Origin of the sequence: Streptomyces sp. LUP30 (assembly GCF_001746365.1) — a bacterium.
In the GTDB taxonomy this organism is placed as follows: Bacteria; Actinomycetota; Actinomycetes; order Streptomycetales; family Streptomycetaceae; genus Streptomyces.
Map to the genome: position 1 here is coordinate 105,231 of NZ_MJAJ01000003.1, position 25,743 is coordinate 130,973.

Genomic DNA, 25,743 nt, shown 5'->3' on the forward strand with positions numbered 1-25,743 from the left:
TCGGTGCGCGGGTGCGGGACAGGTCGCTCTGAATCACTCTGGGTGTTCATCGATCACTTCGAGTGAGGAGCGCGCATGCGTCGTTGCCTGGTCCGGGCGCTGTCCCGGCCGTTGATCCTGGCGGCCGCGGTGATGGCCATACCGTTGGCCTCCGCCGCCCCGGCAGCCTCCGACGGCGTCGTCCTGGGGGGTGTCCCCATCGACGTCTCCCAGGCGCCCTGGGTGGTCGCCCTGTCCAGTCGTGACCGGTTCGGAGGTACGCGCTCGGGCCAGTTCTGCGGAGGCGTGGCCGTCGGCCGGTCCACTGTGCTCACGGCGGCCCACTGCATGGGCGAGGACGTCCTGGGAGGGCCCCCGGGGCGGTTGTCCGATCTGAAGGTCGTCGCGGGCCGTACGGACCTGTACACGGGCGTGGGCCAGGAGATCTCCGTGCGCAGCGTCTGGGTGAACCCGGGCTACGACAGTTCCAGCAACGCCGGCGACTTCGCCGTGCTCAGCCTCGCCGAGCCGCTCGCGGCGACGGCGGTCGCCCCCATGGCCGCCGCGGGAGACACGGCCTACGAGCCCGGCTCGGACGCCGTCGTCTACGGCTGGGGCGACACCTCGGGATTCGGCGCGTACGCGCACAGCCTGCGGGCGGCGCACGTCCACGTCCTGGCCGACACGCTCTGTGAGCGGGCCTACCCCGGTTCCACCGACGGCACCTACGAGGCGCGGAGCATGGTGTGCGCGGGGGAGGCGCGTGGCGGCCCCGACGCCTGTCAGGGCGACAGCGGCGGACCGCTGGTCGCACAGGGCAGGCTCATCGGGCTCGTGTCCTGGGGCAGCGGCTGCGGGCGGCCGGGCAGCCCAGGCGTCTACACACGGGTCTCGGACGCCCTGCGGACACTGCACTGGGACGTCGGCACCCGAAGCCCCCACGAGGCCCCTGGCGGCGCCTGAGCGGGGCTTCTCGGGCGCGACCCGGGCTCACGGGCCGCGCCACGTCACACGAGCGGGCGGCCGCCCCTGGAATCAGGGACGGCCGCCCGTACGCCGGCCTGTGCCGGTCTGGCTCGTCGTGGACGCGTCGGATCAGCGCTCTTCTTCGGAGGCGGACACGGGAACGGTAGTCAGCCGCTCCGTCTCGTCCTGTATCTCAGCGGCGATCTTCTTGAGTTCCGGCTCGAACTTGCGGCCGTGGTGGGCGCAGAAGAGCAGTTCTCCACCGCTGAGCAGGACGACGCGCACGTACGCCTGGGCGCCGCAGCGGTCGCAGCGGTCAGCGGCCGTCAGCGGGCTCGCGGGGGTCAGAACAGTAGTCACGTCGCCTCTTCTCTAGCTCGACGAGCTGTCGTACCAGGGTCAACATCCAACCAGCCCCAAAACGTTCCCGCTCGTGGCTTTCCCTCGAAAAATCTTTTCCGAGGTGGCCGTCTGCTGCCGGTTTGGCGGCGAATGTGCCGTATTGCGTGGTCTGTGGTGCTTACGGTTTCGCGCTGTCGGTCATGGTCCGGTCCTCCCGGCTGGCTTGCCGGTTTGTTCATGAGGACGTGCCCGGAGCCTAAATGGTTCATGCCCCGAAGGGAACGTGACATGTACTTCACTCCATCGAGGGATCGAACATGCATACGACGCTGGACTAGTGTGAGTCCAGACGCGAGGGTGGCGTGACAACGGCTCTACCAGGCCTCGGTACCCTCGGGGCGGCAACCCAAGCCGCGCCCTTACCCCGAAGGGCCCCAACTGAAATTCAGCGAGGAGCGAACCGCGTGACCGCCGAAATGTCCGTGCCGTCCACAGCGCTGCTGGCAGGAGCAGACCGGGACGGTTCCAATTACACCGCGCGGCACCTGCTCGTCCTCGAAGGCCTCGAGGCCGTGCGGAAGCGCCCGGGTATGTACATCGGCTCGACCGACAGCCGTGGCCTGATGCACTGCCTGTGGGAGATCATCGACAACTCCGTCGACGAGGCCCTGGGCGGTTACTGCGACCACATCGAGGTGATCCTCCACGACGACGCCTCGGTCGAGGTCCGCGACAACGGCCGTGGCATCCCCGTCGACGTCGAGCCCAAGACCGGTCTGTCCGGCGTCGAGGTCGTCATGACCAAACTGCACGCCGGCGGCAAGTTCGGCGGCGGCTCGTACGCCGCCTCCGGCGGCCTGCACGGCGTCGGCGCCTCCGTGGTCAACGCCCTGTCCGCCCGACTCGACGTCGAGGTGGACCGCGGCGGCCACACGCACGCGATCAGCTTCCGGCGAGGCGTCCCGGGCTCCTTCGCCGCGATCGGTCCGGACGCCGAGTTCGAGACCGGCGGCCTGCGCAAGGTCAAGCGGATCGCCAAGAACCGCTCCGGCACGCGCGTGCGGTACTGGGCCGACCGTCAGATCTTCCTCAAGGACGCCAAGCTCTCCCTGGACAACCTCCACCAGCGCGCCCGCCAGACCGCCTTCCTGGTGCCCGGCCTGACCATCGTCGTACGCGACGAGTACGGGCTCGGCGAGGGCGGCAGCAAGGGCGAGGAGTCCTTCCGCTTCGACGGCGGCATCAGCGAGTTCTGCGAGTACCTGGCCACCGACAAGCCCGTCTGCGACGTCCTGCGCCTCACCGGTCAGGGCACGTTCAAGGAGACGGTCCCGGTCCTGGACGATCATGGGCAGATGACCCCGACCGAGGTCACCCGTGAGCTCGGCGTCGACGTGGCGCTGCGCTGGGGCACCGGTTACGACACGACCCTGCGGTCGTTCGTGAACATCATCGCCACGCCCAAGGGCGGCACCCACGTCGCAGGCTTCGAGCAGGCCGTCGCCAAGACGATGAACGAGGTGCTGCGGGCCAAGAAGATGCTGCGCGTCGCCGAGGACGACATCGTCAAGGACGACGCTCTGGAGGGTCTGACCGCGGTTGTCACCGTGCGTCTGGCCGAACCCCAGTTCGAGGGGCAGACCAAGGAGGTCCTCGGCACGTCGGCGGCCCGGCGCATCGTGAACACCGTGATCTCCAGGGAGTTGAAGGCGTTCCTCACCTCCACCAAGCGCGACGCGGCCGCTCAGGCGCGGGTCGTCATGGAGAAGGCGGTCGCCGCCGCGCGGACGCGTATCGCGGCCCGGCAGCACAAGGACGCACAACGTCGCAAGACGGCGCTGGAGTCCTCGTCCCTGCCCGCGAAGCTGGCCGACTGCCGCAGCGACGACGTCGAGCGCAGCGAACTGTTCATCGTCGAGGGAGACTCGGCGCTGGGTACGGCGAAGCTGGCCCGCAACTCCGAGTTCCAGGCGCTGCTGCCGATCCGGGGCAAGATCCTCAACGTCCAGAAGTCGTCCGTGACGGACATGCTGAAGAACGCCGAGTGCGGCGCGATCATCCAGGTCATAGGAGCGGGTTCCGGGCGGACCTTCGACATCGACGCGGCCCGCTACGGCAAGATCATCATGATGACCGACGCCGATGTGGACGGCTCCCATATCCGGACCCTGTTGCTGACGCTGTTCCACCGGTACATGCGGCCGATGGTCGAGTCCGGCCGGGTGTTCGCCGCGGTGCCGCCGCTGCACCGCATCGAGCTGGTCCAGCCCAAGAAGGGCCAGGACAAGTACGTGTACACGTATTCCGACCGCGAGCTGCGCGACAAGCTCATGGAGTTCCAGAGCAAGGGTGTCAGGTACAAGGACTCCATCCAGCGCTACAAGGGTCTCGGTGAGATGGACGCCGATCAGCTGGCCGAGACGACGATGGACCCGCGTCATCGCACCCTGCGACGCATCAACCTCTCCGACCTGGAGGCCGCCGAGCAGGTGTTCGACCTGCTCATGGGCAACGACGTGGCACCGCGCAAGGAGTTCATCTCCAGCTCCGCGGCGACCCTGGACCGGTCGCGCATCGACGCGTAGCCGCAGCGGGGCCGTGCCGGTTCGTGCGGGCTCGGCCAGAAGTCCGTGCGACGGTCTGGTCGGGCCCGCGAATCCGTGCCGGCCGGATGCCGCGGACCGGTGACCGACCGGCGTCCGGTCCGTCTCCGGTCGCGGTCTCCACCCACGGGTGGAGACCGCCCCTGCCGGAGATCCACCCGCGATCCACCCCGGCTCCGATCTGCGGACGGACGGATTTCCGTAGCGTCGAAGGTGTCGGCAGCACTCGCTGCCGGCCTCCCCTTCCCGCTCACGGAGGCTGTGATGTCCGGGCTCGTCGACGCACTGGTGATCATGGCCGTGATCACGCTCGTGATCGTGCGGCAGTTCCGCGCAAGCCGCATCGACACGGACCGGCGATGGTGGCTCCTGCCCGGCATCCTGGCCGTCCTGGCGCTGCGCGAACCGCACCTCCTCGACGCGCATCACCCCACCACGGCGGCTCTGGTGCTCGGCGCCGAAGTGACCGTCGGCCTGGCCATGGGCGCGGCCTGGGCCTGGACCACCCGCATCTGGGTGGAGCCGGACGGCGCCGTCTGGAGCAAGAGCACCAAGGCGAGCGTCGCCGTCTGGGCCGTCGGCATCGGCCTGCGGCTGGGGCTCTTCGGAGTCGGCACGCTGCTGGGCGTCCACCAGGACAGCTCCGCCCTGATGCTGGCCCTCGCGACCACCCTGCTGGTCCGCTCGGGCCTGTTGGTCCGGCGTACGCAGTCCCTGCACCCGGCCCCCGCACCCGCCACGGCGTACGGTGACGGCGTGCCCCGGTCCGCGTGGAAGGAGCGCGTGTGAGGGAGAACGGCTGGACCCGCTGGCCCTCACGGGAGGCTCTGAGCCCCAAGGAGGTCTCGCGTCCCAGGCGGCTGCTGGCCTGGGCGGTGAGGCTGCTGGTGCTGACCGCGCTGATGTGGGCGGCCTTCCACGACAGTCGTGTCCACGGGTGGATCGCGGTGGCCGGCGCCGGCGGAGTCCTGGTGGCCGGTGGGCTGGCATGGGCCCTGTTCCGGACCACACTCGAACACCGTCTGTGGCCGTCCCTGGCACTCGCCCTCATGCTGCTGGGTCTGGCGGTCGGGTCCGAGGCCGCCGGGTTCCGTTCGCCGGCCATCGTCCTGTGCTGCGGATGCGCCATCACGGCCCTGGAGCGGTTGCCCTTGATCGCGGCCCTGCCGGTGGCCTCGGCGGGGTTCGCCGCTTTCGCCTTGGTCGACGACGGCAACGGTCTGACCTCGGCCTCCGTCATCGGGGGAATGGCCCTCGTCGGATACACCCTGCGTCTGGACGCCGAAGCCCGAGGCAACACGCAGCGGCTGCTCGCCCAGGAACGGGCGGCGCGCGCGGCCGAAGCGGAGTCCGCCGCGCTCGCCGAGCGGGCCCGTATCGCCCGGGAGATCCACGACGTTCTCGCCCACAGTCTCTCGGCCCAGCTCGTGCACCTGGAAGCGGCCAGGCTGCTGATCGAGCGGGGGGCGGACCGTGAGCGGATTCTCGAGCGCGTGGTGGCGGCCCGCGGGATGGCCCGTGACGGCCTGGACGAGGCCAGACAGTCGCTCTCCGCCCTTCGGGGAGAACTGACGCCGCTGGAGGACTTCCTGAGCGATCTCGTCCGTGCCTCCGACGGCGCCGAGGTCACGGTGGGGGGTGAACGCCGGCCGCTGTCGGCCGAGGCGTCGCAGGCTGTGCGCAGGGTCGCCCAGGAAGCCCTGACGAACGCCCGGAAGCACGCACCGGGCGCGAAGGTCCGCGTCAGGCTGGAGTACGGCCCGCGCGAAGTCACCCTGGACGTGCGGGACACGGGGGGTTCGCCGGGCGAACTCGCGGGGGTCGGGGGCGGGTACGGTCTGCTGGGCATGCGGGAGCGCGCGGAGTTGCTGGGCGGCTCGCTCGCCGCGGGACCGGGTGAGGAAGGGTTCGTGGTGACGCTGAAGGTGCCGGTATGACCGAGGAGCCGGAGAGGAAGCCCGCCAGGGTGGTGGTGGCGGACGACCAGACGGTCGTCCGGGAAGGCATCGTGATGTTGCTCGGGCTGCTGCCGGGAGTCGAGGTCGTGGGGGCCGCGGGGGACGGGGACGAGGCGGTGCGACTCGTCGCCGAACTCGCCCCCGACGTGGTGCTGATGGACCTGCGCATGCCCCGCTGCGACGGAGTGGAGGCGACCCGGCGCATTCGCACGCAGCATCCGGGGACGCAGGTGGTGGTGCTCACGACCTACGCGGACGACGAGTCCCTGTTCCCGGCGCTGAAAGCGGGCGCGCGCGGCTATCTCACCAAGGACGCCGGCGGGGACGAGATCGTACGGGCGGTGCACAGTGTGCTGTCCGGGGACGCGGGGCTGTCGCCGAGCGTCCAGCGAAGGCTGCTGGAGCGTCTGTCGGCCCCCGAACCGGAGCCGGCGGAGCCCGCGGTCCCGCCCGACGGGCTGACCACACGGGAGGCGGAGGTGCTGGTGCTGATCGCCGACGGTCTCAGCAACCAGGAGATCGCGCGCAGGCTGAGCGTGTCCACTGCCACCGTGAAGACCCACATCAACAACATGTTCACCAAGACAGGGCTCAAAGGCCGCGCCCAGGCGGTGCGTTACGCGTATCGAAAGGGGTTGGTACGGCCGCCCACAGGGTGAATGGCCGATTGGTCACCTGATGGGGTGAAGCGTGCAGGGAAGAAGAGTCAGGGATCTTCCCGTTCTGTCCATCCTTGGGCATGCAGTCAAGCAACGGTCGTGCCCGTGCCGACGGGGACGGTCCCGAGACCGGCGGTCCCACGTCGCACGCGCGTGAACACCACGAAGATCTGGACCGGGCTTTCATCGAGGCGGCAGGAGACCTGCACTACGAGGACCCGTGGTACGACGCTCTCGCCTCCGGCTGGGGCGAGTCGCCTGCTGTCGGTCCCCACGCGGGCGAGGTGCCGGCGGCGCGCCGGGAGCGGGAGACCGGCCCCGCGGCGGCGGCCCAGGTCTATCTCGAGGTGCAGCGCAGTGCCGCATTCCAGGAAGTCCGCCGCCGGTACCGGCGCTTCGTGGTACCCGCCGTCCTCGGGTTCTTCCTCTGGTACGTGGCCTACGTCGTGGTCGCGACGACCGCGCCCGGGTTCATGGCGCGCCCCGTGGCGGGGGCGGTGAACATGGGGTTGCTCGCCGGCCTCGGGCAGTTCCTCAGCACGTTTCTGCTCACCTGGGCCTACGCCCGCCACGCTCGGCTGCGCAGGGACCGGGCGGCGCTCGAACTGCGCTGGGACACCCAGGAGCTGACGCGCGGAGCGAGGGGCGGTGTGTCGTGACCGGCAACCATCAGACGCCGGCATTGCTGCTGTTCAGCGTCTTCGTCGCGGTGACACTGGGGATCACCACCTGGGTCAGCCGCAGCCGGCGCGGTTCCGCGGAGGAGTTCTACGCGGGCGGACGGCTGTTCTCCCCCATGGAAAATGGTTTTGCCATCGCGGGCGACTACATGTCGGCCGCCTCCTTCCTGGGTGTCACCGGGCTCATCGCGCTGTTCGGATACGACGGGCTGCTGTACGTGGTGGGCTTCCTCGTCGCCTGGCTGCTGGTGCTGTTCCTCGTCGCCGAACTGGTGCGCAACTGCGGTCGCTTCACCCTCGCCGACGTGGTCGCCGCGCGCATGAGCGAGCGCCCGGTGCGCATCGCGGCGGGAACGTCCTCGGTCACCGTGTCCGTTCTCTACCTGGTGGCACAGATGGTGGGCGCGGGCAGTCTGGTCGCACTGCTTCTGGGCAACACGGGCGAGGCGGCACGGTCCTGGGCCGTCATCGGGGTCGGCGCGCTCATGGTCGTCTATGTGTCCCTGGGAGGCATGCGGGCCACCACCTGGATCCAGATCGTGAAGGCGGTGCTGCTGCTGGGCGGCACGGTCGTCCTCACCGTGCTCGTCCTGGTGCGCTTCCACGGTGACTTCGACCAGTTGCTGCGCACGGCCGCCGACCGCAGCGGGCACGGCGCCGCGTTCCTGGCGCCCGGGTTGAAGTACGGCGGGGACTGGACCGCGCGGTTCGACTTCATGAGTCTGGGGCTCGCGCTGGTGCTGGGCACGGCGGGCCTGCCGCACATCCTGTCCCGCTTCTACACGGTGCCGACCGCACAGGCCGCCCGGCGTTCCGCCGTCTGGGCGATCGGGCTGATCGGCGGCTTCTACCTGATGACGATCGTGCTCGGGTTCGGCGCGGCGGCGATCGTCGGCCCGCAGGCAGTGCGCGGTTCGAACGCGTCCGGGAACACCGCGATGCCACTCCTGGCCCTCGATCTCGGGGGCGGCGCAGACTCCACGGGAGGGACGGTTCTGTTCGCGGTCGTGACGGCCGTCGCCTTCGCCACGATCCTCGCCGTCGTGGCCGGCATCACCCTCGCCTCCTCGGCGTCGGTGGCGCACGACCTGTACGCCTCGCTGCGCCGACGGGACGCCGAACCGCGCAGCGAGGTCACGGTGGCGCGGGTGGCCGCCGTGGGCGTCGGCGTGGTCGCGATCGGCCTCGGTCTGCTGGCCCGCGACCTCAATGTCGCCTTCCTGGTCGGGCTGGCGTTCGCCGTCGCCGCGTCCGCGAACCTGCCGGCCTTGCTGTATTCGCTGTTCTGGCGGAGCTTCACCACCCGGGGCGCCGTGTGGGCGGTGTACGGCGGTCTGATCCCGGCCCTGGCGCTCGTCGTGCTGTCGCCGGTGGTGTCGGGCAGCCCCGATTCACTCTTCCCGGACCTGGACTTCCAGTACTTCCCCCTGCAGAACCCCGGCCTGGTCTCGATCCCGCTGGGCTTCGTGGCGGGCTGGCTGGGCACCGTGACCTCGACCGAGAGCGCGGACGAGGCCAAGCACGCGGAGACCGAGGTGCGGTCGCTGACCGGGGCGGGGGCCGCGTGACGGGCTACGGACCCGCCGCTTGTCGTGCCGTCCGGGTGTTCCGCGGCCCCGTCACGGCGCCACCCACGCGTACCGGTGTTCCGGGCGGCCCGTGTCGCCGTACTTGAGGGAGAGGTGCAGCCGTCCCGCCTGTTCCAGCTGTCGGAGGTAGCGCTGGGCGGTGGAGCGGCTGAGGCCGGTCTCGGCGGCGACCTCGTGGGCCGACAGGGGGTGGCGCGCGCGGTGCAGGACGGCGCAGATCAGGTCGGCGGTCGGTTCGGAGTGGCCGCTCGGCAGACCGGGGGAGGACGGCCCCGGGCCGGTGCGCAGAGCGCCGAAGATGCGGTCGACCTGCTCCTGACCTGCGACGCCGTAGCCGCCGACCCGGTCGACCGTGCGGCGCAGCGCGGCGTAGGAGTCCAGACGGGTGCGCAACGCTGCGAACGTGAAGGGTTTGACCAGGTAGTGCAGAGCGCCCAGCCGCATCGCGCTCTGCACCGTCGTCACGTCGCCGGCCGCTGTGATCATGATGACGTCGGTGCCATGGCCCTGCTCCCGCATGCGGTGGACCAGGTCGAGACCGGTCCCGTCGGGCAGGTAGTGGTCGAGCAGGACCAGGTCGATGTTCCCCCGCTGCACGCAGGCGAGTCCCTGGGCAGCACTGTGGGCGCGGGCGGCGACCCGGAAACCGGGAACCTTTCCCACGTACTTGGCGTTGATCTCGGCGACACGGAAGTCGTCGTCCACCACCAGGACGTCAATCATGGGGCCTCGCTCCTGAGGGCCAGGCGGGCTTCGAGCCCGTGTTTCGGCTTCGCTGTTGTAGCGCGAGCAAAACGAGCACAACAGGCCTTTGCAGGCAAAAGAAGCGCATGCGCTCAGAAGGCTGATGCTGTCTCGTGGGTCACCTCTACCGTCCCCGGCCATGAGCGCACACACCAGTCCCGCCATCGAGCTGCGGGGCGCGAGCAAGGTCTTCAGGACCCCGTCGGGAGCTCCGCACACCGCCGTGCGGGAACTCGACCTCACCGTCGGTCACGGCGAGTTCGTGGCCGTCGTCGGACCGACCGGTTGCGGGAAGTCCACCACGTTGACGCTGGTCAGCGGGTTGGAGGAGCCCACCCAGGGCGAGGTCCTGGTCGCCGGGCAACCCGTGCGTGGCGTCGGCGACAAGGTCGGTTTCGTCTTCCAGCAGGACGCGACCTTTCCCTGGCGCACGGTCCTGTCGAACGTCATGGCCGGCCCCCGCTTCCGCGGTGTGCCCAAGGCGGAGGCGAAGAGCAGGGCTCGTGAATGGCTCGCCCGGGTCGGACTCGCCGCCTTCGAGGACCGCTACCCGCACCAGCTCTCCGGCGGCCAGCGCAAGCGCGTCGCCCTCGCCGCGACCTTCGTCAACGATCCCGAGATCCTTCTCATGGACGAGCCGTTCTCCGCGCTCGACGTGCAGACCAGGGCCCTGATGTCGGACGAGCTGCTCGAACTGTGGGAGGGCACGGGCGCGTCCGTCGTGTTCGTCACCCACGACCTGGAGGAGTCCATCGCGCTGGCCGACAAGGTCGTGGTGATGACCGCCGGTCCCGCGACCGTGAAGCAGGTCTTCGACATCGATCTGCCGCGGCCGCGCAAGGTCGAGTCGGTACGCCTGGAGCCACGGTTCATCGAGATCTACCGCGAGATCTGGGAGTCCCTCGGTGAAGAGGTCCGCATCACCCGCGAAAGAAGTGCCGCCCATGTCGCCTGATCTCCTCAGCACGCCGGTGGCCGACGCGGTCCCGGCCCCCGACCGCGCCCATTCACGCGCGCGTGCCGCACGCAGACGCAAGATCGTCGTCATGGTGTTCCGGGTCCTGCTCCTGGTGGCGGTGCTCGCCCTGTGGGAGGGGTTGTCCCGCGCCGAGGTCATCGATCCGTTCAACTTCTCGATGCCGAGCAAGATCTGGGACCAGATCTACACCTGGCTGACGCACGGGACCGCGCTCGGCTCCCTGGGCGAACAGATCTGGTACACGCTCTACGAGGCGCTACTCGGCTGGATCATCGGCGTGGTCACCGGTGTCGTGTGCGGGATCGCGCTGGGACGGATCACTTTCCTCGCCGACATCCTTGGTCCATACATCAAGGTGCTCAACTCCATACCCAGGATCGTGCTGGCCCCGATCTTCGTGATCTGGTTCGGGCTCGGACCGGCCTCCAAGGTCGCCTCGGCCGTCGTCCTGGTGTTCTTCCCGGTCTTCTTCAACGCCTTCCAGGGAGCCCGCGAGGTCGACCGCAACCTGGTCGCCAACGCCCGCATCCTCGGCGCGAGCGACCGCAGGGTGACCCTTCAGGTGGTCATCCCCTCCGCCACCTCCTGGATCTTCACCAGCCTGCACGTCAGCTTCGGCTTCGCACTCATCGGCGCGATCGTCGGCGAGTACATCGGCGCGACCAAGGGCATCGGGCTCCTCGTCGCCCAGTCCCAGGGCACCTTCAACGCGGCCGGTGTGTACGCGGCGATGGTCATCCTGGCCGTCGTCGCCCTGGTCGCCGAGGGGCTGCTGACCTTCGCCGAGAGCCGCATCTTCCGCTGGAAGCCGTCGGGCTCGGACGGCTGATCCCTCCTCGAACGCCCCCGGGTCGCCACCTGGCGAGCCCTCCTTCCCACCCCCCCCGGCTCTTCGCGCGCCGCTCGTTCCGCGCGCCGTTCCTCATCCCCGCATCGCCCTCTCACAAGGACGTGAACCCCGCCATGCGCACAACCGCCAGATACACGGCCGTGGCCGCCGCCGGCCTGCTCGCCCTCTCCTCGCTCACCGCCTGTGCCAACGACGCCGCCGGCTCGGCGTCCAGCGGAGCCGACATCAAGGGCGACGGCAAGGGCACCAAGGTCAAGATCATGGTCGGCGGCCTGGACAAGGTCATCTACCTGCCCGCCATGCTCACCCAGCGGCTGGGCTACTTCGACGCCGAGGGCCTCGACGTCGAGCTGCTCAGCGAACCGGCCGGTGTGCAGGCCGAGACCGCGCTCGTCTCCGGCCAGGTGCAGGGCGCCGTGGGCTTCTACGACCACACCCTCGACCTCCAGGTGAAGGGCAAGGAGGTGGAGTCCGTCGTCCAGTTCTCGCAGGCGCCCGGCGAGGTGGAGATCGTGTCGACGAAGGCCGAGGACGACATCACCTCGCCCAAGGACTTCAAGGGCAAGAAGCTCGGCATCACGGGCCTCGGCTCCTCGACCGACTTCCTCACCAAGTACCTCGCCGTCAAGAACGGCGTGAAGGTCAGCGAGTTCACCCCCGTCGCCGTGGGCGCCGGGCCGACCTTCATCGCGGCGCTGCAGCAGGGCGCCATCGACGGCGGTATGACGACCGACCCGACCGTGGCGACGATCCTGGACAAGAAGGCCGGCAAGATCCTCCTCGACATGCGGACGCCGGAAGGCTCCCAGGAGGCGCTCGGCGGACCGTACCCGTCGTCGAGCCTGTACATGCAGACGAGCTGGGTCAACGGCCACAAGGACACCGTCCAGAAGTTGGCCAATGCGTTCGTCAAGACGCTCAAGTGGATGTCCACCCACAGTGCGAGCGACATCGCCGACAAGATGCCTGCCGACTACTCGCAGGGCAACAAGATGCTGTACTCCGTGGCCATCAAGAACACGTTGCCCATGTTCACCAAGGACGGCGTGATGCCCAAGAACGGCCCCGAGACCGTGGAGAAGGTCCTCAAGGCGTTCAACCCGAACATCCAGAACGCCAAGGTGGACCTCGGCAAGACCTACACGACCGAGTTCGTCCAGAAGGCGACGGGCTGACGCTCGAGCGCCTCAGGCGCGGGTCGCCCACACGTAACGGTGTTCCGGGCGGCCCGCGTCGCCGTACTTCAGGGTCAGACGGGCCCTCCCCGTGCGCTCCAGAAGCTTCAGATAACGCTGCGCGGTCTGCCGGCTCACCCCCGTCCGATCGGCGATCTCCTGGGCGGACAAGGGCCCCTCGGCGCTCATCAGCGACTGGCGTACGAGTTCGGCGGTGGTGGGGGAGTGCCCCTTGGGCAGGCCGGGCTCCGAACGGGCGGACAGCGCGCCGAAGATCCGGTCGACGTCGGCCTGTTCGGCCTCGCCGCCGCCGTCCAGGGTGCGGCGCAGATCCGCGTACGCCTCCAGCTTGGCCCGCAGACCGGCGAAGGCGAACGGCTTCACCAGGTACTGCAGCGCGCCCTGGCGCATGGCCGCCTGCACCGTCCCGACGTCCCGCGCGGCGGTCACCATGATCACGTCGGTCTGGTGTCCGCGTCGGCGCATCTCCTGGACGACCGCCAGCCCCGTCTCGTCGGGCAGGTAGTGGTCCAGCAGGAGGAGGTCCACGCGGGGCAGCGTCTCCAGCCGGAGCAGCGCTTCGGCCGCGCTGTGGGCCTCGCCCGCGACACGGAAGCCGGGCACCTTCTCGACGTAGGCGGCGTTGACGCGGGCGACCCGGGTGTCGTCGTCCACGACCAGGACCTCGATCATCGCGATCCCTCCTCGGCGGCGCCCGCCGGTGCGGACAGGACGGGTTCCGATCCGGACCGCTGACCCGGTGGGCCCGGCCGCGGGCCGGGCTCGGTGAGCGCCTCCGGCAGGACGACGGTGAACTCGGCGCCCCCGCCGGCCGCATCGCCCACGGACGCGCTGCCGCCCTGCCGCTCGGCGAGCCTGCGCACCAGGGAGAGCCCGATCCCGCGCTTGCCGTGCGCCGGAGGCTTCTTGGTGGACCAGCCCTCGGTGAAGATCAACTCGTGCTGCTCGGCAGGGATGCCGGGGCCGGTGTCCCGCACCCGCAGTACGGCGGTACGGCCCTCGGCGCGCAGTTCGACCTCCACGCGCGCGTGCGGCTTGCCCGCGACGGCGTCGAGCGCGTTGTCCACGAGGTTGCCCACGACGGTGACCAGTCCGCGCGGGTCGATCAGCCGGTCGGGCAGCCGGGTCCGGTCGGAGACCCACAGGGCGACGCCCCGCTCGGCCGCGACGGTCGCCTTGCCCACGAGCAGGGCGGCGAGCAGCGGATCCCCGATCTTCTCGGTCACCTGCTCCGCGGTGGCCCGGTGATCGCCCACCACCTCGCCGACGAACTCCACGGCGTCGTCGTACATCTCCAGTTCCAGCAGGCCCAGCAGCGTGTGCATACGGTTGGCGTGCTCGTGGTCCTGGGCCCGCAGCGCGTCGATGAGACCGTGCGTCGAGTCGAGTTCCCGGCCGAGCTGCTCCAGCTCCGTGCGGTCGCGCAGCGTGGCCACGGCGCCGCCGTCGTCGGTGGGCATGCGGTTGACGACCAGGACGCGCTGGCCCCGGACGGCGATCAGATCCGTGCCGGTCACCCGGCCGGCCAGCACGTCGGCCGTACGTCCCTCGCCGAGTGCCTCGTCGGGCAGCCCGCCCACCGCCTCGTCGCCGATGCCCAGGAGGCGCTGCGCCTCGTCGTTGAGCAGGCGGACGCGGCCGGTCCGGTCCAGGGCGACGACGCCCTCCCGGATGCCGTGCAGCATCGCCTCGCGCTCGGCGAGCAGCGCGGAGATGTCCGAGAAGGCCAGGTCGCGGGTCTGCCGCTGGATCCGCCGGGAGATGAGCCAGGCCGCCAGCGCACCCACGGCGAGCGCTCCTCCGGCATAGGCGAACAGTCCGGGAATGGCGTGGATGAGGCGGGCGCGCACGCTGTCGTACTCGATGCCGACCGAGACCGCACCGATGATCTTGCCTTGGCCGTCGCGCAGCGGCACCTTGCCGCGGGCCGAGCGGCCCAGGGTCCCGCTGTCGATCTCCATGACGTCCCGGCCGCCGAGAGCCTTCTTCGGGTCCGTCGAGACATGGCCGCCGACCTGGGCGGGGTCTTTGTGCGACCAGCGGATGCCGTGCAGATCCATGACCACGACGTACTCGGCGCCGCTGGCCTTGCGGATCCGCTCGGCCTCCCGCTGCACCGGACCGCCGACCGTCGGCCGCGAATGCTGGAGGTCCTCGGCGATCTGCGGCACCGCCGCTGTCGTCTGTGCGATGGCCAGCGCGCGGCGCATCGCCTGGTCGTCCAGCTGGTTGCTGAGCGGGGCGAGGAACAGTCCGGTGGCGAGCACCACGACTCCCGCGGCGATCGTCAGCTGCATGAGCAGGAGCTGCGAGAACATGCGCCGCGGCATTCCGAGGCGCAGGCGACGAGCGGGGGGAGTGGGGCTCATACCCAAGACGGTACGTGGACGGGGCCGCGCAACCGTAGGGGCAGGTGGTGTGGATCTCTTGATCCGCTCAAGAGGAAACGGTTCGGCCGCACCCGCGCGTAGCGCTGCCCGTCCGCCGGAAAGCCGCGGCCGTGCACAGGGGGCGGTACCGGTCAGAGGCCGCTCAGCCCGTCCACGCCGCGCCCGACAGCTCCCGCACCGCCACGACGTCCATCCGCGCGGGCGTGCCGAGGACCGACGTTCCGCAGCTCTCCGGCCGGGGCGGCGTCGCGGCGCCCTGGTCCACCACGACCTCCCAGTGGCGTCCGTCCGTGTGCGCGACGGTCACCTCCCAGCGCGGCGCGCCCCCGGCGGTCCGCACGACGCTCAGCGCTTCCGCCGCGTCCTCGCCGATGGCCGCGCGCACCGCCAGTTCCGCCGCCTGGCCGGGCCGCTCCCAGGCGGAGCTCCCCCGACACCCCTGCAGGACGATCCGGCCCTCCTGGACACCGTGCAGGACCTCCTGGACGGTGGGTGCTCCGACGCGGCCGTACGCGTATCCGTGCGGTAGGACGAGCAGGGTGGGGGAGAAGCGGTGACCTCCCAGATGGGTGACCTCCCAGGCCCCCCGCAGTCCGGAGGCGGCCAGTTGCGCGGCCAGCGGACGGCCGAGGAGCGCGCAGCAGCGGTCGCGTCTGCCGTTGGTGCAGACGAGCGCGAGCGGGTCCCCGGTATGAGGCCCGCCCCCAAGCGCGTCGTCGAAGGTGCGGTGCTCGCCACGGCCGAGCGCGGCGAAGTCGAGGTCCAGCAGCCGGTGCGGATCGTGGGTCGTGGCGCCGTGCAGCCACACCCGCCCGGGAACGGTGTGGGCCGCGTAGACCTGCCGCAGCGCCGGAGGGCCGAAGTCGGCGTGGCGTCCCGGACGCCGGATGAGCGCGATACGCACCCCGGTGCCCTGCGCGGCCGCTTCCAGGGCGCGGCCCAGGGAGGGGTCCAGGTGGCTGGAGACCAGCGCTCTGGCGCCCCAGGGGCCGGGCTGTTCCAGGAGCAGCCAGGTGGTTGCCGTGGCCGCGGTTCCGGCGAGGGGCTCGTCGAGGTCCCGCGAGACGGTCGCGCACGTACTCACAGAGGTGAGCCTAACCTGACTCGCCTCGGGATGGCCTACGGCCCGGTCGGACGGCCGCCCGTCCGCCGGGACCGTGCGGGACGCGTGCGGGCCGGTACGCAGGTGGGCCGGTACGCGTGCGGGCGGGTACGCGTGCGTGTGCCGTGGTGCAGGGACGCCCCGCCGGCACAAACCTCACGCCGGGACGGGACGAACGGCCTCCCGGATCCGGCGGCCGGAACGGCAGGCCGTGGCGGAGGGTCGGCCGGGATCCGCCACGTCGTCGTGCCCGCCTCACTCCGGCGGCTCGTCATCGTCCCTGCCCCTCGGCCGGCTCGTCAGCGTGCCCGGCCTCACCCGGGCAGCGGCAGCGGTCGGGGCGGCCTCGGGCCCACGTAGTGTCCGCTCGGGCGCATCCTCAGGGGGCGTTCGCCGTACTCCTCCAGGGCGTGTGCGACCCAGCCCGCCGTACGGGCGACGGCGAAGATCGTCTCGGCGGCCGAGGCCTCCATGCCGCTCGACGCGGTGAGGACGGCGAGCGCCAGGTCCACGTTGGCGTGCAGCGGCGCGTGGCGGGCGGTGGTGGCCACCACGTCCCGGGCCGCGGCGAGGGCGGGCGCGGCCTCCGGGATCTCCTCCAGGAGGGCGAACAGGGCACGTGCGCGGGGGTCCTCGCCGGGGTAGAGCCGGTGGCCGAGACCGGGGACGCGACGGCCGGCCCGCAGCTCCTGCGCGATCACGGGCCCCGCGCTGCCGACGTCCAGTACGTCGAGCAGCATGCGGTGGGCGAGCCCGCCGGCCGCGCCGTGCAGCGGCCCCTCGATCACGCCGAGGCCGGCGGACACGGCCGCGTAGGCATGCGCGCGGGCCGACGCGGCGACCCGTACCGCGAGCGTCGAGGCCGCGAGATCGTGGTCGGCGAGCAGGCCGAGAGCCGTGTCGAGGACGTGCAACTGTGCCTTTCCGGCGGGCCGCCCGCTGAGCCGCCCCCACAGGCGGCCGGCGAGGGAGTCCCCGTCGCGATGGGTGAGTCGCTTCGGTGGCAGGGCGGCGACCAGGGTGGGGATCAGAACGCGCGCGGTGGCGAGAACCGCTTCCTCGGACAGGTCGAAACGCAGTGGGTCCGCGGCTGCGGCGGCGACGGCCGCCACCCGCAACCGGTCGGTGGGGCCGGTGTGTTCGGGCAGCGCGTCCACCACACGGCGGGCGGCCGCCACCGACGCCTCGGGCGCGGTGAAGACGGCCCCGGCTCGGAACCGCCCCGTCCACAGCCACTCCGCGACCTCCTCGTAGGAGTGCCGGACGGCCAGGTCGACCGCGTCCACGCCCCGGAAGTAGTACCGGTCCTCGTCGATGAGGGTGAGGTGCGTGCGCACGGACGGCTCCGCCCCCGGACCCGGACCGGCCTCGCGCCTGGTGCGCCGGGCGAGCGCCTCGACCTCCTGGGCGTCGAAGGTGCTGCCCCGGCCGCCGGGCGTGCGCCTGCTGCTCAGCCGGCCGCGGCTGACGTACGCGTACACGGTGTCGGGTTTCACCCCGAGCAGCTCGGCGGCCTCCCTGGTGCTCAGCCGTCGTTCGGGGTGGCCGGGGCCGGGTTCCTGATCGCGCATGGGGGTCACCGTATCCACAAGCGCAGGTGTGGATTCCGTGCCTGTGGACAACGGTGTTCGAGCGTGGGTCGTGCCTCGTCGGCCCGCGTCCCGGTGCGGGGACGCGGGCCGACGGCGCACGGCAGGCGTGGACTTCGTGGGGTTCTCCGCGGCTCGTATTCTGGGCCGCAGTCCATCCTCGTAGGTGCGCCGGGCCGCGAACCGGTGCATGCGCAGGCGCAAGAGAGGTCGTACGTGTCACACAGCCGCAGTCCGCAGCAGATCCCGGTCGTCGTGCTCGCCGGATTCCTCGGCTCCGGCAAGACGACCCTGCTCAACCATCTTCTGCACCGCAGCGGAGGCAGCCGGATCGGCGCGATCGTCAATGACTTCGGCGCCATCGAGATCGATGCCATGGCCGTGGCCGGTGCGCTCGGCGACTCCACGGTCTCCCTCGGCAACGGCTGTCTGTGCTGTGCCGTCGACACCAGTGAGCTCGACGTCTACCTCGAACGGCTGGCCCGTCCGGCCGCCGGCATCGACGTCATCGTCATCGAGGCCAGCGGCCTCGCGGAGCCGCAGGAACTCGTGCGGATGGTGCTGGCCGCCGAGCATCCACGGATCATGTACGGCGGACTCGTCGAGGTCGTCGACGCGGCCGAGTTCGACGACACCCGGATGAAGCACCCCGAGATCGACCGGCACCTCGCCCTGGCCGACCTGGTCGTGGTGAACAAGCTCGATCGCGCGCCCGGCGCCGGCCGGGTCCTCGGGCTGGTCCGCTCGCTGGCCGACGGCGCCGCCGTCGTCCCCGCCACCTACGGCCGCATCGATCCCGAGTTCCTCTTCGACTGCAGGCCGAGCGAGGAGCGCGTCGGGCAGCTCACCTTCGACGACCTGCACGACCGTGGCGCGGACGATCACGCCGACCATCTCCACACCGCCTACGACAGCGTCTCCTTCACCTCCGAAGCGCCCTTGGGGCCACGGCGGTTGATGGAGTTCCTGGACAGCCGGCCGGAAGGGCTGTACCGGATCAAGGGATATGTCGACTTCGGTCCGCACGATCCGGCCAACCGGTACGCCGTGCACGCCGTCGGACGCTTCCTCCGCTTCCACCCCGAGCCCTGGCCGTCCGGGGACTCACGCCGCACCGAGCTCGTCCTCATCGGTTCCGGCATCGACGCCACCGCCCTCGGCGGGGCGCTGGAGGCCTGCGTGAGCGACGCCCCACCCGCCGGCGAACACGAGATGTGGGGCGTCCTGCGCTACGTACAGGACCCCGAGGACCCAGAGGACCCAGAGGAGCCCGACGGCCCGGATGATCCCGGGAGCCTCGGGGAGTTCGACGCGCCCGGGGCGCTCGCGCCGTCCACGGAACCCCGGGACGGCGCGTTCGAGCGGGCCGGAGGGGCCGGGGCCTAGACCGGTCCCGCCACCACCGACACCGTCTTCGGCAACGACACGCCCGAGCCGTCACGGCGTGGGTCGATCTCCGGGAGATCGGCCGGCAGGCCGTTCTTCTGCGCCGCCTTCGCCGGGACAGGGCCCGCCCAGGCCAGGGACAGGCAGTCCTCGCCCTTCAGGAACCGCTGGCAGCGCACACCGCCGGTGGCCCGGCCCTTACGCGGATACTGGTCGAAGGGGGTGAGCTTGGCGGTCGTCTGGACCGAGTCGTCCAGGGTTCCGCGCGACCCCGCGATGGTGAAGACGACCGCGTCCGCCGCGGGATCCACGGCCGTGAACGAGATGACCTTCGCGCCCTCGGTGAGCTTGATGCCCGTCATACCGCCCGCCGGCCGGCCCTGCGGCCGCACCTGCGCGGCCTGGTAGCGCAGCAGTTGGGCGTCGTCGGTGATGAAGACCAGGTCCTCGTCGCCGGTGCGCAGCTCGACGGCGCCGACGATCCGGTCGCCGTCCCGGAGGCCGATGACCTCCAGTTCGTCCTTGTTGGTCGGATAGTCGGGCACCACGCGCTTGACGACGCCCTGTTCCGTGCCGATGGCCAGACCGGGGGACGACTCGTCGAGCGTGGTCAGACAGATCACGCTCTCGTCGCCCTCCAGGGAGACGAACTCCGCCAGCGGCGCGCCGCCCGAGAGGTTCGGCACCGATGCGGTGTCGGGGAGCTGCGGCAGATCGACGACGTTGATCCGCAGCAGGCGGCCCGAGGAGGTGACCGCGCCGATCTCCCCGCGCGCGGTGGCCTGGACGGCGGAGACGATCACATCGTGCTTGGTGCGCCGGCCTTCCGTGTCCTCGGAGTCCTCGGCGAAGGGCTCGCCGTTCGCGGTGCGGGCCAGCAGGCCCGTGGAGGACAGCAGCACGCGGCAGGGGTCGTCGGCGACCTGCAGAGGCACGGCGGCGGCGGTGGCGCCGGAGGACTCCAGCAGCACCGTACGGCGGTCGGTGCCGAACTTCTTCGCCACCGCGGCCAGTTCGGCCGAGACCAGCTTGCGCAGCTCCGCGTCCGACTCCAGGATCCGGGTCAGCTCGGCGATCTCCTCGTTGAGCCGCTCCTTCTCCGCCTCCAGTTCGATGCGGTCGAACCGGGTCAGCCGGCGCAGCGGGGTGTCCAGGATGTACTGGGTCTGGACGTCCGACAGCGAGAAGCGCTCCATCAGGCGTTCCTTGGCCTGCGCGCTGTTGTCGCTGGAGCGGATCAGCCGGATGACCTCGTCGATGTCGACGAGCGCCGTCAGCAGGCCCTCGACCAGGTGCAGCCGGTCCCGGCGCTTGGTGCGGCGGAACTCGCTGCGCCGGCGAACGACGTTGAAGCGGTGGTCGAGGTAGACCTCCAGCAGCTCCTTCAGCCCCAGCGTGAGCGGCTGGCCGTCGACCAGGGCCACGTTGTTGATGCCGAAGGACTCCTCCATCGGCGTCAGCTTGTAGAGCTGCTCCAGGACCGCCTCCGGCACGAAGCCGTTCTTGATCTCGATGACCAGACGCAGGCCGTGCGCGCGGTCGGTGAGGTCCTTGACGTCGGCGATGCCCTGGATCTTCTTCGAGCCGACGAGGTCCTTGATCTTGGCGATGACCTTCTCGGGGCCGACCGTGAAGGGCAGTTCGGTGACGACCAGGCCCTTGCGGCGGGCCGTGACGGTCTCCACCGCCACCGTGGCGCGGATCTTGAAGGTGCCACGGCCGCTCTCGTACGCGTCCCGGATGCCGGAGAGGCCGACGATCCGGCCGCCGGTGGGCAGGTCGGGGCCCGGGACGAACTTCATCAGGGTGTCGAGATCCGCGCCCGGATAGCGGATCAGATGACGTGCGGCCGCGACGACCTCGCCCAGGTTGTGCGGCGGCATGTTGGTGGCCATGCCGACCGCGATCCCGGAGGCGCCGTTGACCAGCAGGTTCGGGAAGGCGGCGGGCAGCGCGACCGGCTCCTGCTCCTGGCCGTCGTAGTTGGGCGCGAAATCGACCGTGTCCTCGTCGATCGACTCCGTCATCAGGCTCGTCGCCGCGGCCTGACGGCACTCGGTGTACCGCATGGCGGCCGGCGGGTCGTCGTTGCCCAGCGAGCCGAAGTTGCCGTGGCCGTCCACCAGCGGCAGCCGCATGGAGAAGGGCTGGGCCATCCGCACCAGGGCGTCGTAGATCGACGCGTCGCCGTGGGGGTGCAGCTTGCCCATGACCTCGCCGACGACACGGGCGCACTTGACGTAGCCGCGCTCCGGGCGCAGGCCCATCTCGTTCATCTGGTAGACGATGCGGCGGTGCACCGGCTTCAGACCGTCACGGGCGTCCGGCAGGGCGCGGGAGTAGATGACCGAGTACGCGTACTCGAGGAAGGAGCCCTGCATCTCGTCGACGACGTCGATGTCGAGGATGCGCTCCTCGTACGAGTCGTCGGGCGGCGGGGTCTTCGTGCTGCGGCGGGCCATCGCTGCCGGCTCCTTGCTGGGGCGTGTGACGGGATCTGATGCGGACCATTGTGGACCGTGGCACTGACAGAGCGGGCGAGGGCCCGGCGTCGGCTGTCCGGGCCCGTGCGCAGAGACACCTCCTCCACGGCTGCCCGCAGGCTACGCGATCTCGCTCTCGGCGTACGTCGCCCGGGAACTTCGCCGACCGTCCGCACGCTTGCATACAGTGGCAGGACCGGCAGGAAAACCGCGGTTTCGACGACCGCGTCCGCGATCGGAAGGGACGTACATGCCCATGGGTCACACGGCCACAGCCCAGGCAGGCTCCGGGGGCCTGACAGCGACCGAGCACCGCCTGGCCAACGGCCTGCGCGTGGTGCTGTCGGAGGACCACCTGACCCCCGTCGCGGCGGTGTGTCTCTGGTACGACGTCGGCTCACGCCACGAAGTCAAGGGCCGTACCGGCCTTGCCCACCTTTTCGAGCACCTGATGTTCCAGGGTTCGGGCCAGGTCAAGGGCAACGGACACTTCGAACTGGTCCAGGGCGCGGGCGGGTCCCTCAACGGCACCACCAGCTTCGAGCGCACCAACTACTTCGAGACCATGCCCGCGCACCAGCTGGAGCTCGCCCTCTGGCTGGAGGCGGACCGCATGGGGTCCCTGCTCACCGCGCTCGACGACGAGTCGATGGAGAACCAGCGCGACGTCGTCAAGAACGAGCGCCGGCAGCGCTACGACAACGTGCCCTACGGCACGGCCTTCGAGAAGCTGACCGCCCTCGCCTACCCCGAGGGCCACCCGTACCACCACACGCCGATCGGCTCGATGGCCGACCTGGACGCGGCGACGCTGGAGGACGCGCGCGCGTTCTTCCGCACGTACTACGCGCCCAACAACGCGGTGCTCTCCGTGGTGGGCGACATCGACCCGGAGGAGACCCTCGCCTGGGTCGAGAAGTACTTCGGTTCCATTCCCGGCCACGACGGCAAGCCCGCTCCCCGTGACGGCGGACTGCCCGACGTCATCGGCGAGCAGCTCCGCGAGGTCGTCGAGGAGGAGGTGCCGGCCCGCGCCCTGATGGCCGCCTACCGGCTGCCGCAGGACGGCACGCGCGCGTGCGACGCCGCGGACCTGGCGCTCACCGTCCTCGGCGGCGGCGAGTCCTCCCGCCTGTACAACCGGCTGGTGCGCCGTGACCGTACGGCTGTGGCGGCCGGCTTCGGCCTGCTGCGGCTCGCCGGCGCCCCCTCCCTGGGCTGGCTGGACGTGAAGACGTCCGGCGACGTCGAGGTGCCCGTCATCGAGGCCGCCATCGACGAGGAGCTCGCCCGGTTCGCCGAGGAGGGCCCCACGGCCGAGGAGATGGAGCGCGCGCAGGCCCAGTTGGAGCGCGAGTGGCTCGATCGCCTCGGCACGGTCGCCGGCCGCGCCGACGAACTGTGCCGCTTCGCCGTTCTGTTCGGCGACCCGCAGCTCGCCCTCACCGCCGTCCAGCGCGTGCTGGACGTGACGGCCGAGGAGGTGCAGGAGGTCGCCAAGGCCCGCCTGCGCCCCGACAACCGTGCGGTGCTCGTCTACGAGCCGACCGCCGCCGAAGCCCCCGCCGACCAGGACGAGAACGAGGAGGCGGCCCGGTGACCGAGCTCGCCACGATGGACTTCCACCCCCAGCCCCGGGCGGGCGAGGCCAAGCCGTGGGCGTTCCCGGCGCCCGAGCGCGCCACGCTGGGCAACGGCCTGACCGTCCTGCACTGCCACCGCCCCGGCCAGCAGGTCGTCGCCGTCGAAATCATCCTCGACGCCCCCCTGGACGCCGAACCGGCCGGTCTCGACGGCGTCGCCACGATCATGGCGCGCGCCTTCTCCGAGGGCACCGACAAGCACTCCGCCGAGGAGTTCGCCGCCGAACTGGAGCGCTGCGGCGCCACCCTGGACGCGCACGCCGACCACCCCGGAGTCCGCCTCAGTCTCGAGGTGCCGGTCTCGCGCCTGGCCAAGGGTCTCGGCCTGCTCGCCGACGCCCTGCGCGCGCCCGCGTTCGCCGACAGCGAGGTGGAACGCCTCGTCCGCAACCGTCTGGACGAGATCCCGCACGAGCTGGCCAACCCGGCCCGGCGCGCCGCCAAGGAGTTCTCCAAGGAGCTGTTCCCGGCCACCGCGCGCATCTCGCGCCCGCGCCAGGGCAGCGCGGAGACGGTCGAGAAGATCGACTCCGCCGCCGTACGCGCCTTCTACGACCGGCACGTCCGCCCGGCGACGGCCACCGCGGTGGTCGTCGGGGACCTCACCGGGATCGATCTGGAAGCGCTCCTGGGCGACAGCCTGGGCGCCTGGACGGGCTCCTCGGCCGAGCCGCGGCCCGTACCGCCGGTGACCGCCGACGACAGGGGCCGGGTCGTCATCGTGGACCGTCCCGGCGCCGTCCAGACGCAGCTGCTGATCGGCCGGATCGGCGCCGACCGGCACGACCGCGTGTGGCCCGCCCAGGTGCTCGGCACGTACTGCCTCGGCGGCACCCTCACCTCCCGCCTGGACCGCGTCCTGCGCGAGGAGAAGGGCTACACCTACGGCGTCCGCGCCTTCGGGCAGGTCCTGCTGTCCGCGCCGGACGGCTCGGGCGCCGCGATGCTCGCCATCAGCGGCTCCGTGGACACCCCCAACACCGGTCCCGCACTGGACGACCTGTGGAAGGTGCTGCGCACCCTGGCCGCCGACGGTCTGACCGACGCCGAGCGGGACGTCGCCGTGCAGAACCTGGTCGGGGTGGCGCCGCTGAAGTTCGAGACCGCCGCGGCCGTGGCGGGCACGCTCGCCGACCAGGTGGAGCAGTACCTGCCCGACGACTTCCAGGCGACGCTGTACCGGCAGCTCGCCGCGACGGGCACCGTGGAGGCCACCGCGGCGGCCGTGAACGCCTTCCCGGTGGATCGGCTGGTGACGGTCCTGGTGGGTGACGCGGCGCAGATCAAGGAGCCGGTCGAGGCCCTCGGCATCGGCGAGGTGAAGGTCGTCCCCGCGGAGTAGTCCGGCAACGGCACGCGCGTGCGGGGGCCCTGGTCGACGCGAGCGTCACCAGGGCCCCCGTGTGGGGGAATTGAGACCTTCGTGTGTCCGAATTGGGGCGGAGTCACCCGTCTGTGCTGTGGGATGCGCTACAAAACCCGTGATTCGTTTGAGGATTGAAACCCCTGCGGCTTAGCGTCATCCGGGCTGTTCGTCAGGCACTGCGCCGCACCCGCGGCACCGGACAGTCATCGCCGAGTCCCCGCATGGCGCGAGCCAGGGGAGCCGGGGACCCACTTGTGAAGTCCCTGGGGTGAATCGGACGCCCGCGCGCACGCGAGGGGGTCCGTAGGAGACCTTCCTGCTCCGAACCCGTCAGCTAACCCGGTAGGCGAGAGGGAAGGAAAGGACACCGCTGACTTCATGGCGTTCACCTGCGCCACCGGGAAGCATCGTCGGCCCAGCCGGATGCAGCGCACCACGGCCCGCGCGGCGGGCGTCGCGGCGCTCACCACCACCGGTGTGATGGCCACCGTCGCCTCCACCCCGGCATTCGCCGCCGAGCCCACCCCCGAACAGACCGGGCTGATCCCCGTCGTCACCGCCGGAGAGGCCGTCGTCGAGCAGCTCGACGACCAGGTCGCCGTGCAGAAGCAGGCGGCCTTCGAGGAGGCCGCCCGCCAGGCCGCCGTCAAGAAGGCCGTGGAGGAACGCGAGGCCCGCGTGCGTGCCGCCCGCGAAGCCGAACGCAAGCGCCTGAACACCTTCGTGATCCCGATCACCGGCTCCTACGTGTCCACCGGCTACCAGGCCAGCAGCTCGCTGTGGTCCTCCGGCAGCCACACCGGCATCGACTTCCACGCCGCCAGCGGCACCACCGTGCACGCGGTCGGTTCCGGCACCGTGGTCGAGACGGGCTGGGGCGGGGCCTACGGCAACCAGGTGGTCATCCGGATGAACGACGGGACGTACACCCAGTACGGTCACCTGTCGTCGATCGAGGTGTCGGCGGGACAGCACGTCACCCCGGGGCAGCGCATCGGCCTCTCCGGTGCGACCGGCAACGTCACCGGGCCGCATCTGCACTTCGAGGCCCGCACCACCCCGGAGTACGGCTCCGACATGGACCCGGTCGCCTATCTCCGTAAGCACGGCGTGAACGTCTGACGACGCCCGACGGCAGAACGCCCGGCCCCGGCCCTTCGGCCGGGGCTTTGCCGTTTCCCGGCGCATGCTGTCCAAAAAATATCCATGGATTCCGGCCCGCCATCGGAAATTCCCGTT

At 70.9% G+C, this 25,743-nt stretch carries 21 protein-coding genes and 1 riboswitch; of the genes, 14 read left to right on the forward strand and 7 right to left on the reverse strand.

What is annotated here, in order from left to right:
* Positions 1–75 precede the first annotated feature (75 nt).
* The gene (locus tag BG482_RS03995; RefSeq protein ID WP_069767437.1) at positions 76–942 is read left to right on the forward strand and encodes a serine protease; all 867 of its coding nucleotides are present in this window, start codon (positions 76–78) and stop codon (positions 940–942) included.
* A gap of 132 nt (positions 943–1,074) precedes the next feature.
* Here the strand turns inward: BG482_RS03995 and BG482_RS04000 are convergent, their stop codons facing one another.
* A complete protein-coding gene (locus BG482_RS04000; protein ID WP_069767438.1) occupies positions 1,075–1,305 on the reverse strand; it encodes a hypothetical protein in 231 nt (76 codons plus the stop codon).
* Positions 1,306–1,751: 446 nt separating this feature from the next.
* Between BG482_RS04000 and BG482_RS04005 the strand changes: the two genes are divergently transcribed.
* The 6 genes from BG482_RS04005 (at position 1,752) to BG482_RS04030 (ending at position 8,755) form a co-directional block, all read left to right on the forward strand.
* Positions 1,752–3,872, forward strand: coding sequence for a type IIA DNA topoisomerase subunit B (locus BG482_RS04005; RefSeq protein WP_069767439.1), 2,121 nt, complete (start codon positions 1,752–1,754; stop codon positions 3,870–3,872).
* Between the two features lie 282 nt (positions 3,873–4,154).
* Positions 4,155–4,679, forward strand: a complete 525-nt coding sequence (locus BG482_RS04010; protein WP_069767440.1) for a CcdC protein domain-containing protein — start codon at positions 4,155–4,157, stop codon at positions 4,677–4,679.
* A complete protein-coding gene (locus BG482_RS04015) occupies positions 4,676–5,827 on the forward strand; it encodes a sensor histidine kinase (protein WP_069767441.1) in 1,152 nt (383 codons plus the stop codon). Before BG482_RS04010 ends, BG482_RS04015 begins: the two co-directional genes overlap by 4 nt.
* Positions 5,824–6,507: a response regulator transcription factor gene (locus BG482_RS04020; protein WP_069767442.1), complete on the forward strand. Its 684-nt coding sequence runs from the start codon at positions 5,824–5,826 to the stop codon at positions 6,505–6,507. Before BG482_RS04015 ends, BG482_RS04020 begins: the two co-directional genes overlap by 4 nt.
* Positions 6,508–6,587: 80 nt before the next feature.
* Positions 6,588–7,166, forward strand: coding sequence for a DUF485 domain-containing protein (locus BG482_RS04025; protein ID WP_069767443.1), 579 nt, complete (start codon positions 6,588–6,590; stop codon positions 7,164–7,166).
* Entirely contained in the window at positions 7,163–8,755 is a 1,593-nt protein-coding gene (locus BG482_RS04030; protein ID WP_069767444.1) for a cation acetate symporter, read from the forward strand. Before BG482_RS04025 ends, BG482_RS04030 begins: the two co-directional genes overlap by 4 nt.
* Positions 8,756–8,806: 51 nt before the next feature.
* Here the strand turns inward: BG482_RS04030 and BG482_RS04035 are convergent, their stop codons facing one another.
* The gene (locus tag BG482_RS04035) at positions 8,807–9,499 is read right to left on the reverse strand and encodes a response regulator (protein ID WP_069767445.1); all 693 of its coding nucleotides are present in this window, start codon (positions 9,497–9,499) and stop codon (positions 8,807–8,809) included.
* A gap of 160 nt (positions 9,500–9,659) precedes the next feature.
* Here BG482_RS04035 and BG482_RS04040 point away from each other — a divergent pair, with 160 nt between their 5' ends.
* The 3 genes from BG482_RS04040 to BG482_RS04050 all read left to right on the forward strand — a co-directional run bounded on the left by BG482_RS04040 (position 9,660) and on the right by BG482_RS04050 (position 12,524).
* A complete protein-coding gene (locus BG482_RS04040) occupies positions 9,660–10,475 on the forward strand; it encodes an ABC transporter ATP-binding protein (protein WP_069767446.1) in 816 nt (271 codons plus the stop codon).
* On the forward strand, positions 10,465–11,328 hold the full coding sequence (locus BG482_RS04045; protein ID WP_069767447.1) for an ABC transporter permease: 864 nt from the start codon (positions 10,465–10,467) through the stop codon (positions 11,326–11,328). Before BG482_RS04040 ends, BG482_RS04045 begins: the two co-directional genes overlap by 11 nt.
* A gap of 134 nt (positions 11,329–11,462) precedes the next feature.
* Entirely contained in the window at positions 11,463–12,524 is a 1,062-nt protein-coding gene (locus BG482_RS04050) for an ABC transporter substrate-binding protein (protein ID WP_069767448.1), read from the forward strand.
* Positions 12,525–12,536: 12 nt separating this feature from the next.
* Here BG482_RS04050 and BG482_RS04055 read toward each other — a convergent pair whose 3' ends face one another.
* The 4 genes from BG482_RS04055 to BG482_RS04070 all read right to left on the reverse strand — a co-directional run bounded on the left by BG482_RS04055 (position 12,537) and on the right by BG482_RS04070 (position 17,608).
* Positions 12,537–13,217 carry a response regulator gene (locus BG482_RS04055; RefSeq protein ID WP_069767449.1) on the reverse strand — a complete coding sequence of 227 codons (681 nt, stop codon included), beginning with the start codon at positions 13,215–13,217 and terminating at the stop codon, positions 12,537–12,539.
* A complete protein-coding gene (locus BG482_RS04060; RefSeq protein WP_069767450.1) occupies positions 13,214–14,914 on the reverse strand; it encodes a sensor histidine kinase in 1,701 nt (566 codons plus the stop codon). Before BG482_RS04060 ends, BG482_RS04055 begins: the two co-directional genes overlap by 4 nt.
* 163 nt (positions 14,915–15,077) lie before the next feature.
* Complete coding sequence (locus BG482_RS04065; RefSeq protein WP_069767451.1) at positions 15,078–16,019, reverse strand: sucrase ferredoxin; 942 nt, start codon at positions 16,017–16,019, stop codon at positions 15,078–15,080.
* A gap of 332 nt (positions 16,020–16,351) precedes the next feature.
* The gene (locus tag BG482_RS04070) at positions 16,352–17,608 is read right to left on the reverse strand and encodes a citrate/2-methylcitrate synthase (protein WP_069767452.1); all 1,257 of its coding nucleotides are present in this window, start codon (positions 17,606–17,608) and stop codon (positions 16,352–16,354) included.
* 234 nt (positions 17,609–17,842) lie between these two features.
* Between BG482_RS04070 and BG482_RS04075 the strand changes: the two genes are divergently transcribed.
* Positions 17,843–19,012: a GTP-binding protein gene (locus tag BG482_RS04075; RefSeq protein ID WP_107450345.1), complete on the forward strand. Its 1,170-nt coding sequence runs from the start codon at positions 17,843–17,845 to the stop codon at positions 19,010–19,012.
* Here the strand turns inward: BG482_RS04075 and BG482_RS04080 are convergent.
* Positions 19,009–21,474, reverse strand: a complete 2,466-nt coding sequence (locus BG482_RS04080; RefSeq protein ID WP_069767454.1) for a DNA topoisomerase (ATP-hydrolyzing) subunit A — start codon at positions 21,472–21,474, stop codon at positions 19,009–19,011. The genes BG482_RS04075 and BG482_RS04080 overlap by 4 nt on opposite strands.
* Positions 21,475–21,745: 271 nt before the next feature.
* Between BG482_RS04080 and BG482_RS04085 the strand changes: the two genes are divergently transcribed.
* The 3 genes from BG482_RS04085 to BG482_RS04095 all read left to right on the forward strand — a co-directional run bounded on the left by BG482_RS04085 (position 21,746) and on the right by BG482_RS04095 (position 25,626).
* Positions 21,746–23,095, forward strand: coding sequence for a pitrilysin family protein (locus BG482_RS04085; protein WP_069767455.1), 1,350 nt, complete (start codon positions 21,746–21,748; stop codon positions 23,093–23,095).
* A complete protein-coding gene (locus BG482_RS04090; RefSeq protein WP_069767456.1) occupies positions 23,092–24,480 on the forward strand; it encodes a pitrilysin family protein in 1,389 nt (462 codons plus the stop codon). The genes BG482_RS04085 and BG482_RS04090 overlap by 4 nt, the downstream gene beginning before the upstream one ends.
* A 221-nt stretch (positions 24,481–24,701) precedes the next feature.
* A riboswitch (cyclic di-AMP (ydaO/yuaA leader) is annotated at positions 24,702–24,868 on the forward strand.
* A 14-nt stretch (positions 24,869–24,882) separates the two neighbouring features.
* Positions 24,883–25,626 carry a M23 family metallopeptidase gene (locus tag BG482_RS04095; protein ID WP_069767457.1) on the forward strand — a complete coding sequence of 248 codons (744 nt, stop codon included), beginning with the start codon at positions 24,883–24,885 and terminating at the stop codon, positions 25,624–25,626.
* Positions 25,627–25,743 lie beyond the last annotated feature (117 nt).

What these genes read in the sequence shown, in the direction of transcription:
- BG482_RS03995 (WP_069767437.1), top strand. Translation starts at nt 76, where the DNA reads ATGCGTCGTTGCCTGGTCCGGGCGCTGTCCCGGCCGTTGATCCTGGCG.
- BG482_RS04010 (WP_069767440.1), top strand. Translation starts at nt 4,155, where the DNA reads ATGTCCGGGCTCGTCGACGCACTGGTGATCATGGCCGTGATCACGCTC.
- BG482_RS04020 (WP_069767442.1), top strand. Translation starts at nt 5,824, where the DNA reads ATGACCGAGGAGCCGGAGAGGAAGCCCGCCAGGGTGGTGGTGGCGGAC.
- BG482_RS04025 (WP_069767443.1), top strand. Translation starts at nt 6,588, where the DNA reads ATGCAGTCAAGCAACGGTCGTGCCCGTGCCGACGGGGACGGTCCCGAG.
- BG482_RS04035 (WP_069767445.1), bottom strand. Translation starts at nt 9,499, where the DNA reads ATGATTGACGTCCTGGTGGTGGACGACGACTTCCGTGTCGCCGAGATC.
- BG482_RS04040 (WP_069767446.1), top strand. Translation starts at nt 9,660, where the DNA reads ATGAGCGCACACACCAGTCCCGCCATCGAGCTGCGGGGCGCGAGCAAG.
- BG482_RS04045 (WP_069767447.1), top strand. Translation starts at nt 10,465, where the DNA reads ATGTCGCCTGATCTCCTCAGCACGCCGGTGGCCGACGCGGTCCCGGCC.
- BG482_RS04050 (WP_069767448.1), top strand. Translation starts at nt 11,463, where the DNA reads ATGCGCACAACCGCCAGATACACGGCCGTGGCCGCCGCCGGCCTGCTC.
- BG482_RS04055 (WP_069767449.1), bottom strand. Translation starts at nt 13,217, where the DNA reads ATGATCGAGGTCCTGGTCGTGGACGACGACACCCGGGTCGCCCGCGTC.
- BG482_RS04060 (WP_069767450.1), bottom strand. Translation starts at nt 14,914, where the DNA reads ATGAGCCCCACTCCCCCCGCTCGTCGCCTGCGCCTCGGAATGCCGCGG.
- BG482_RS04070 (WP_069767452.1), bottom strand. Translation starts at nt 17,608, where the DNA reads ATGCGCGATCAGGAACCCGGCCCCGGCCACCCCGAACGACGGCTGAGC.
- BG482_RS04080 (WP_069767454.1), bottom strand. Translation starts at nt 21,474, where the DNA reads ATGGCCCGCCGCAGCACGAAGACCCCGCCGCCCGACGACTCGTACGAG.
- BG482_RS04085 (WP_069767455.1), top strand. Translation starts at nt 21,746, where the DNA reads ATGCCCATGGGTCACACGGCCACAGCCCAGGCAGGCTCCGGGGGCCTG.
- BG482_RS04095 (WP_069767457.1), top strand. Translation starts at nt 24,883, where the DNA reads ATGGCGTTCACCTGCGCCACCGGGAAGCATCGTCGGCCCAGCCGGATG.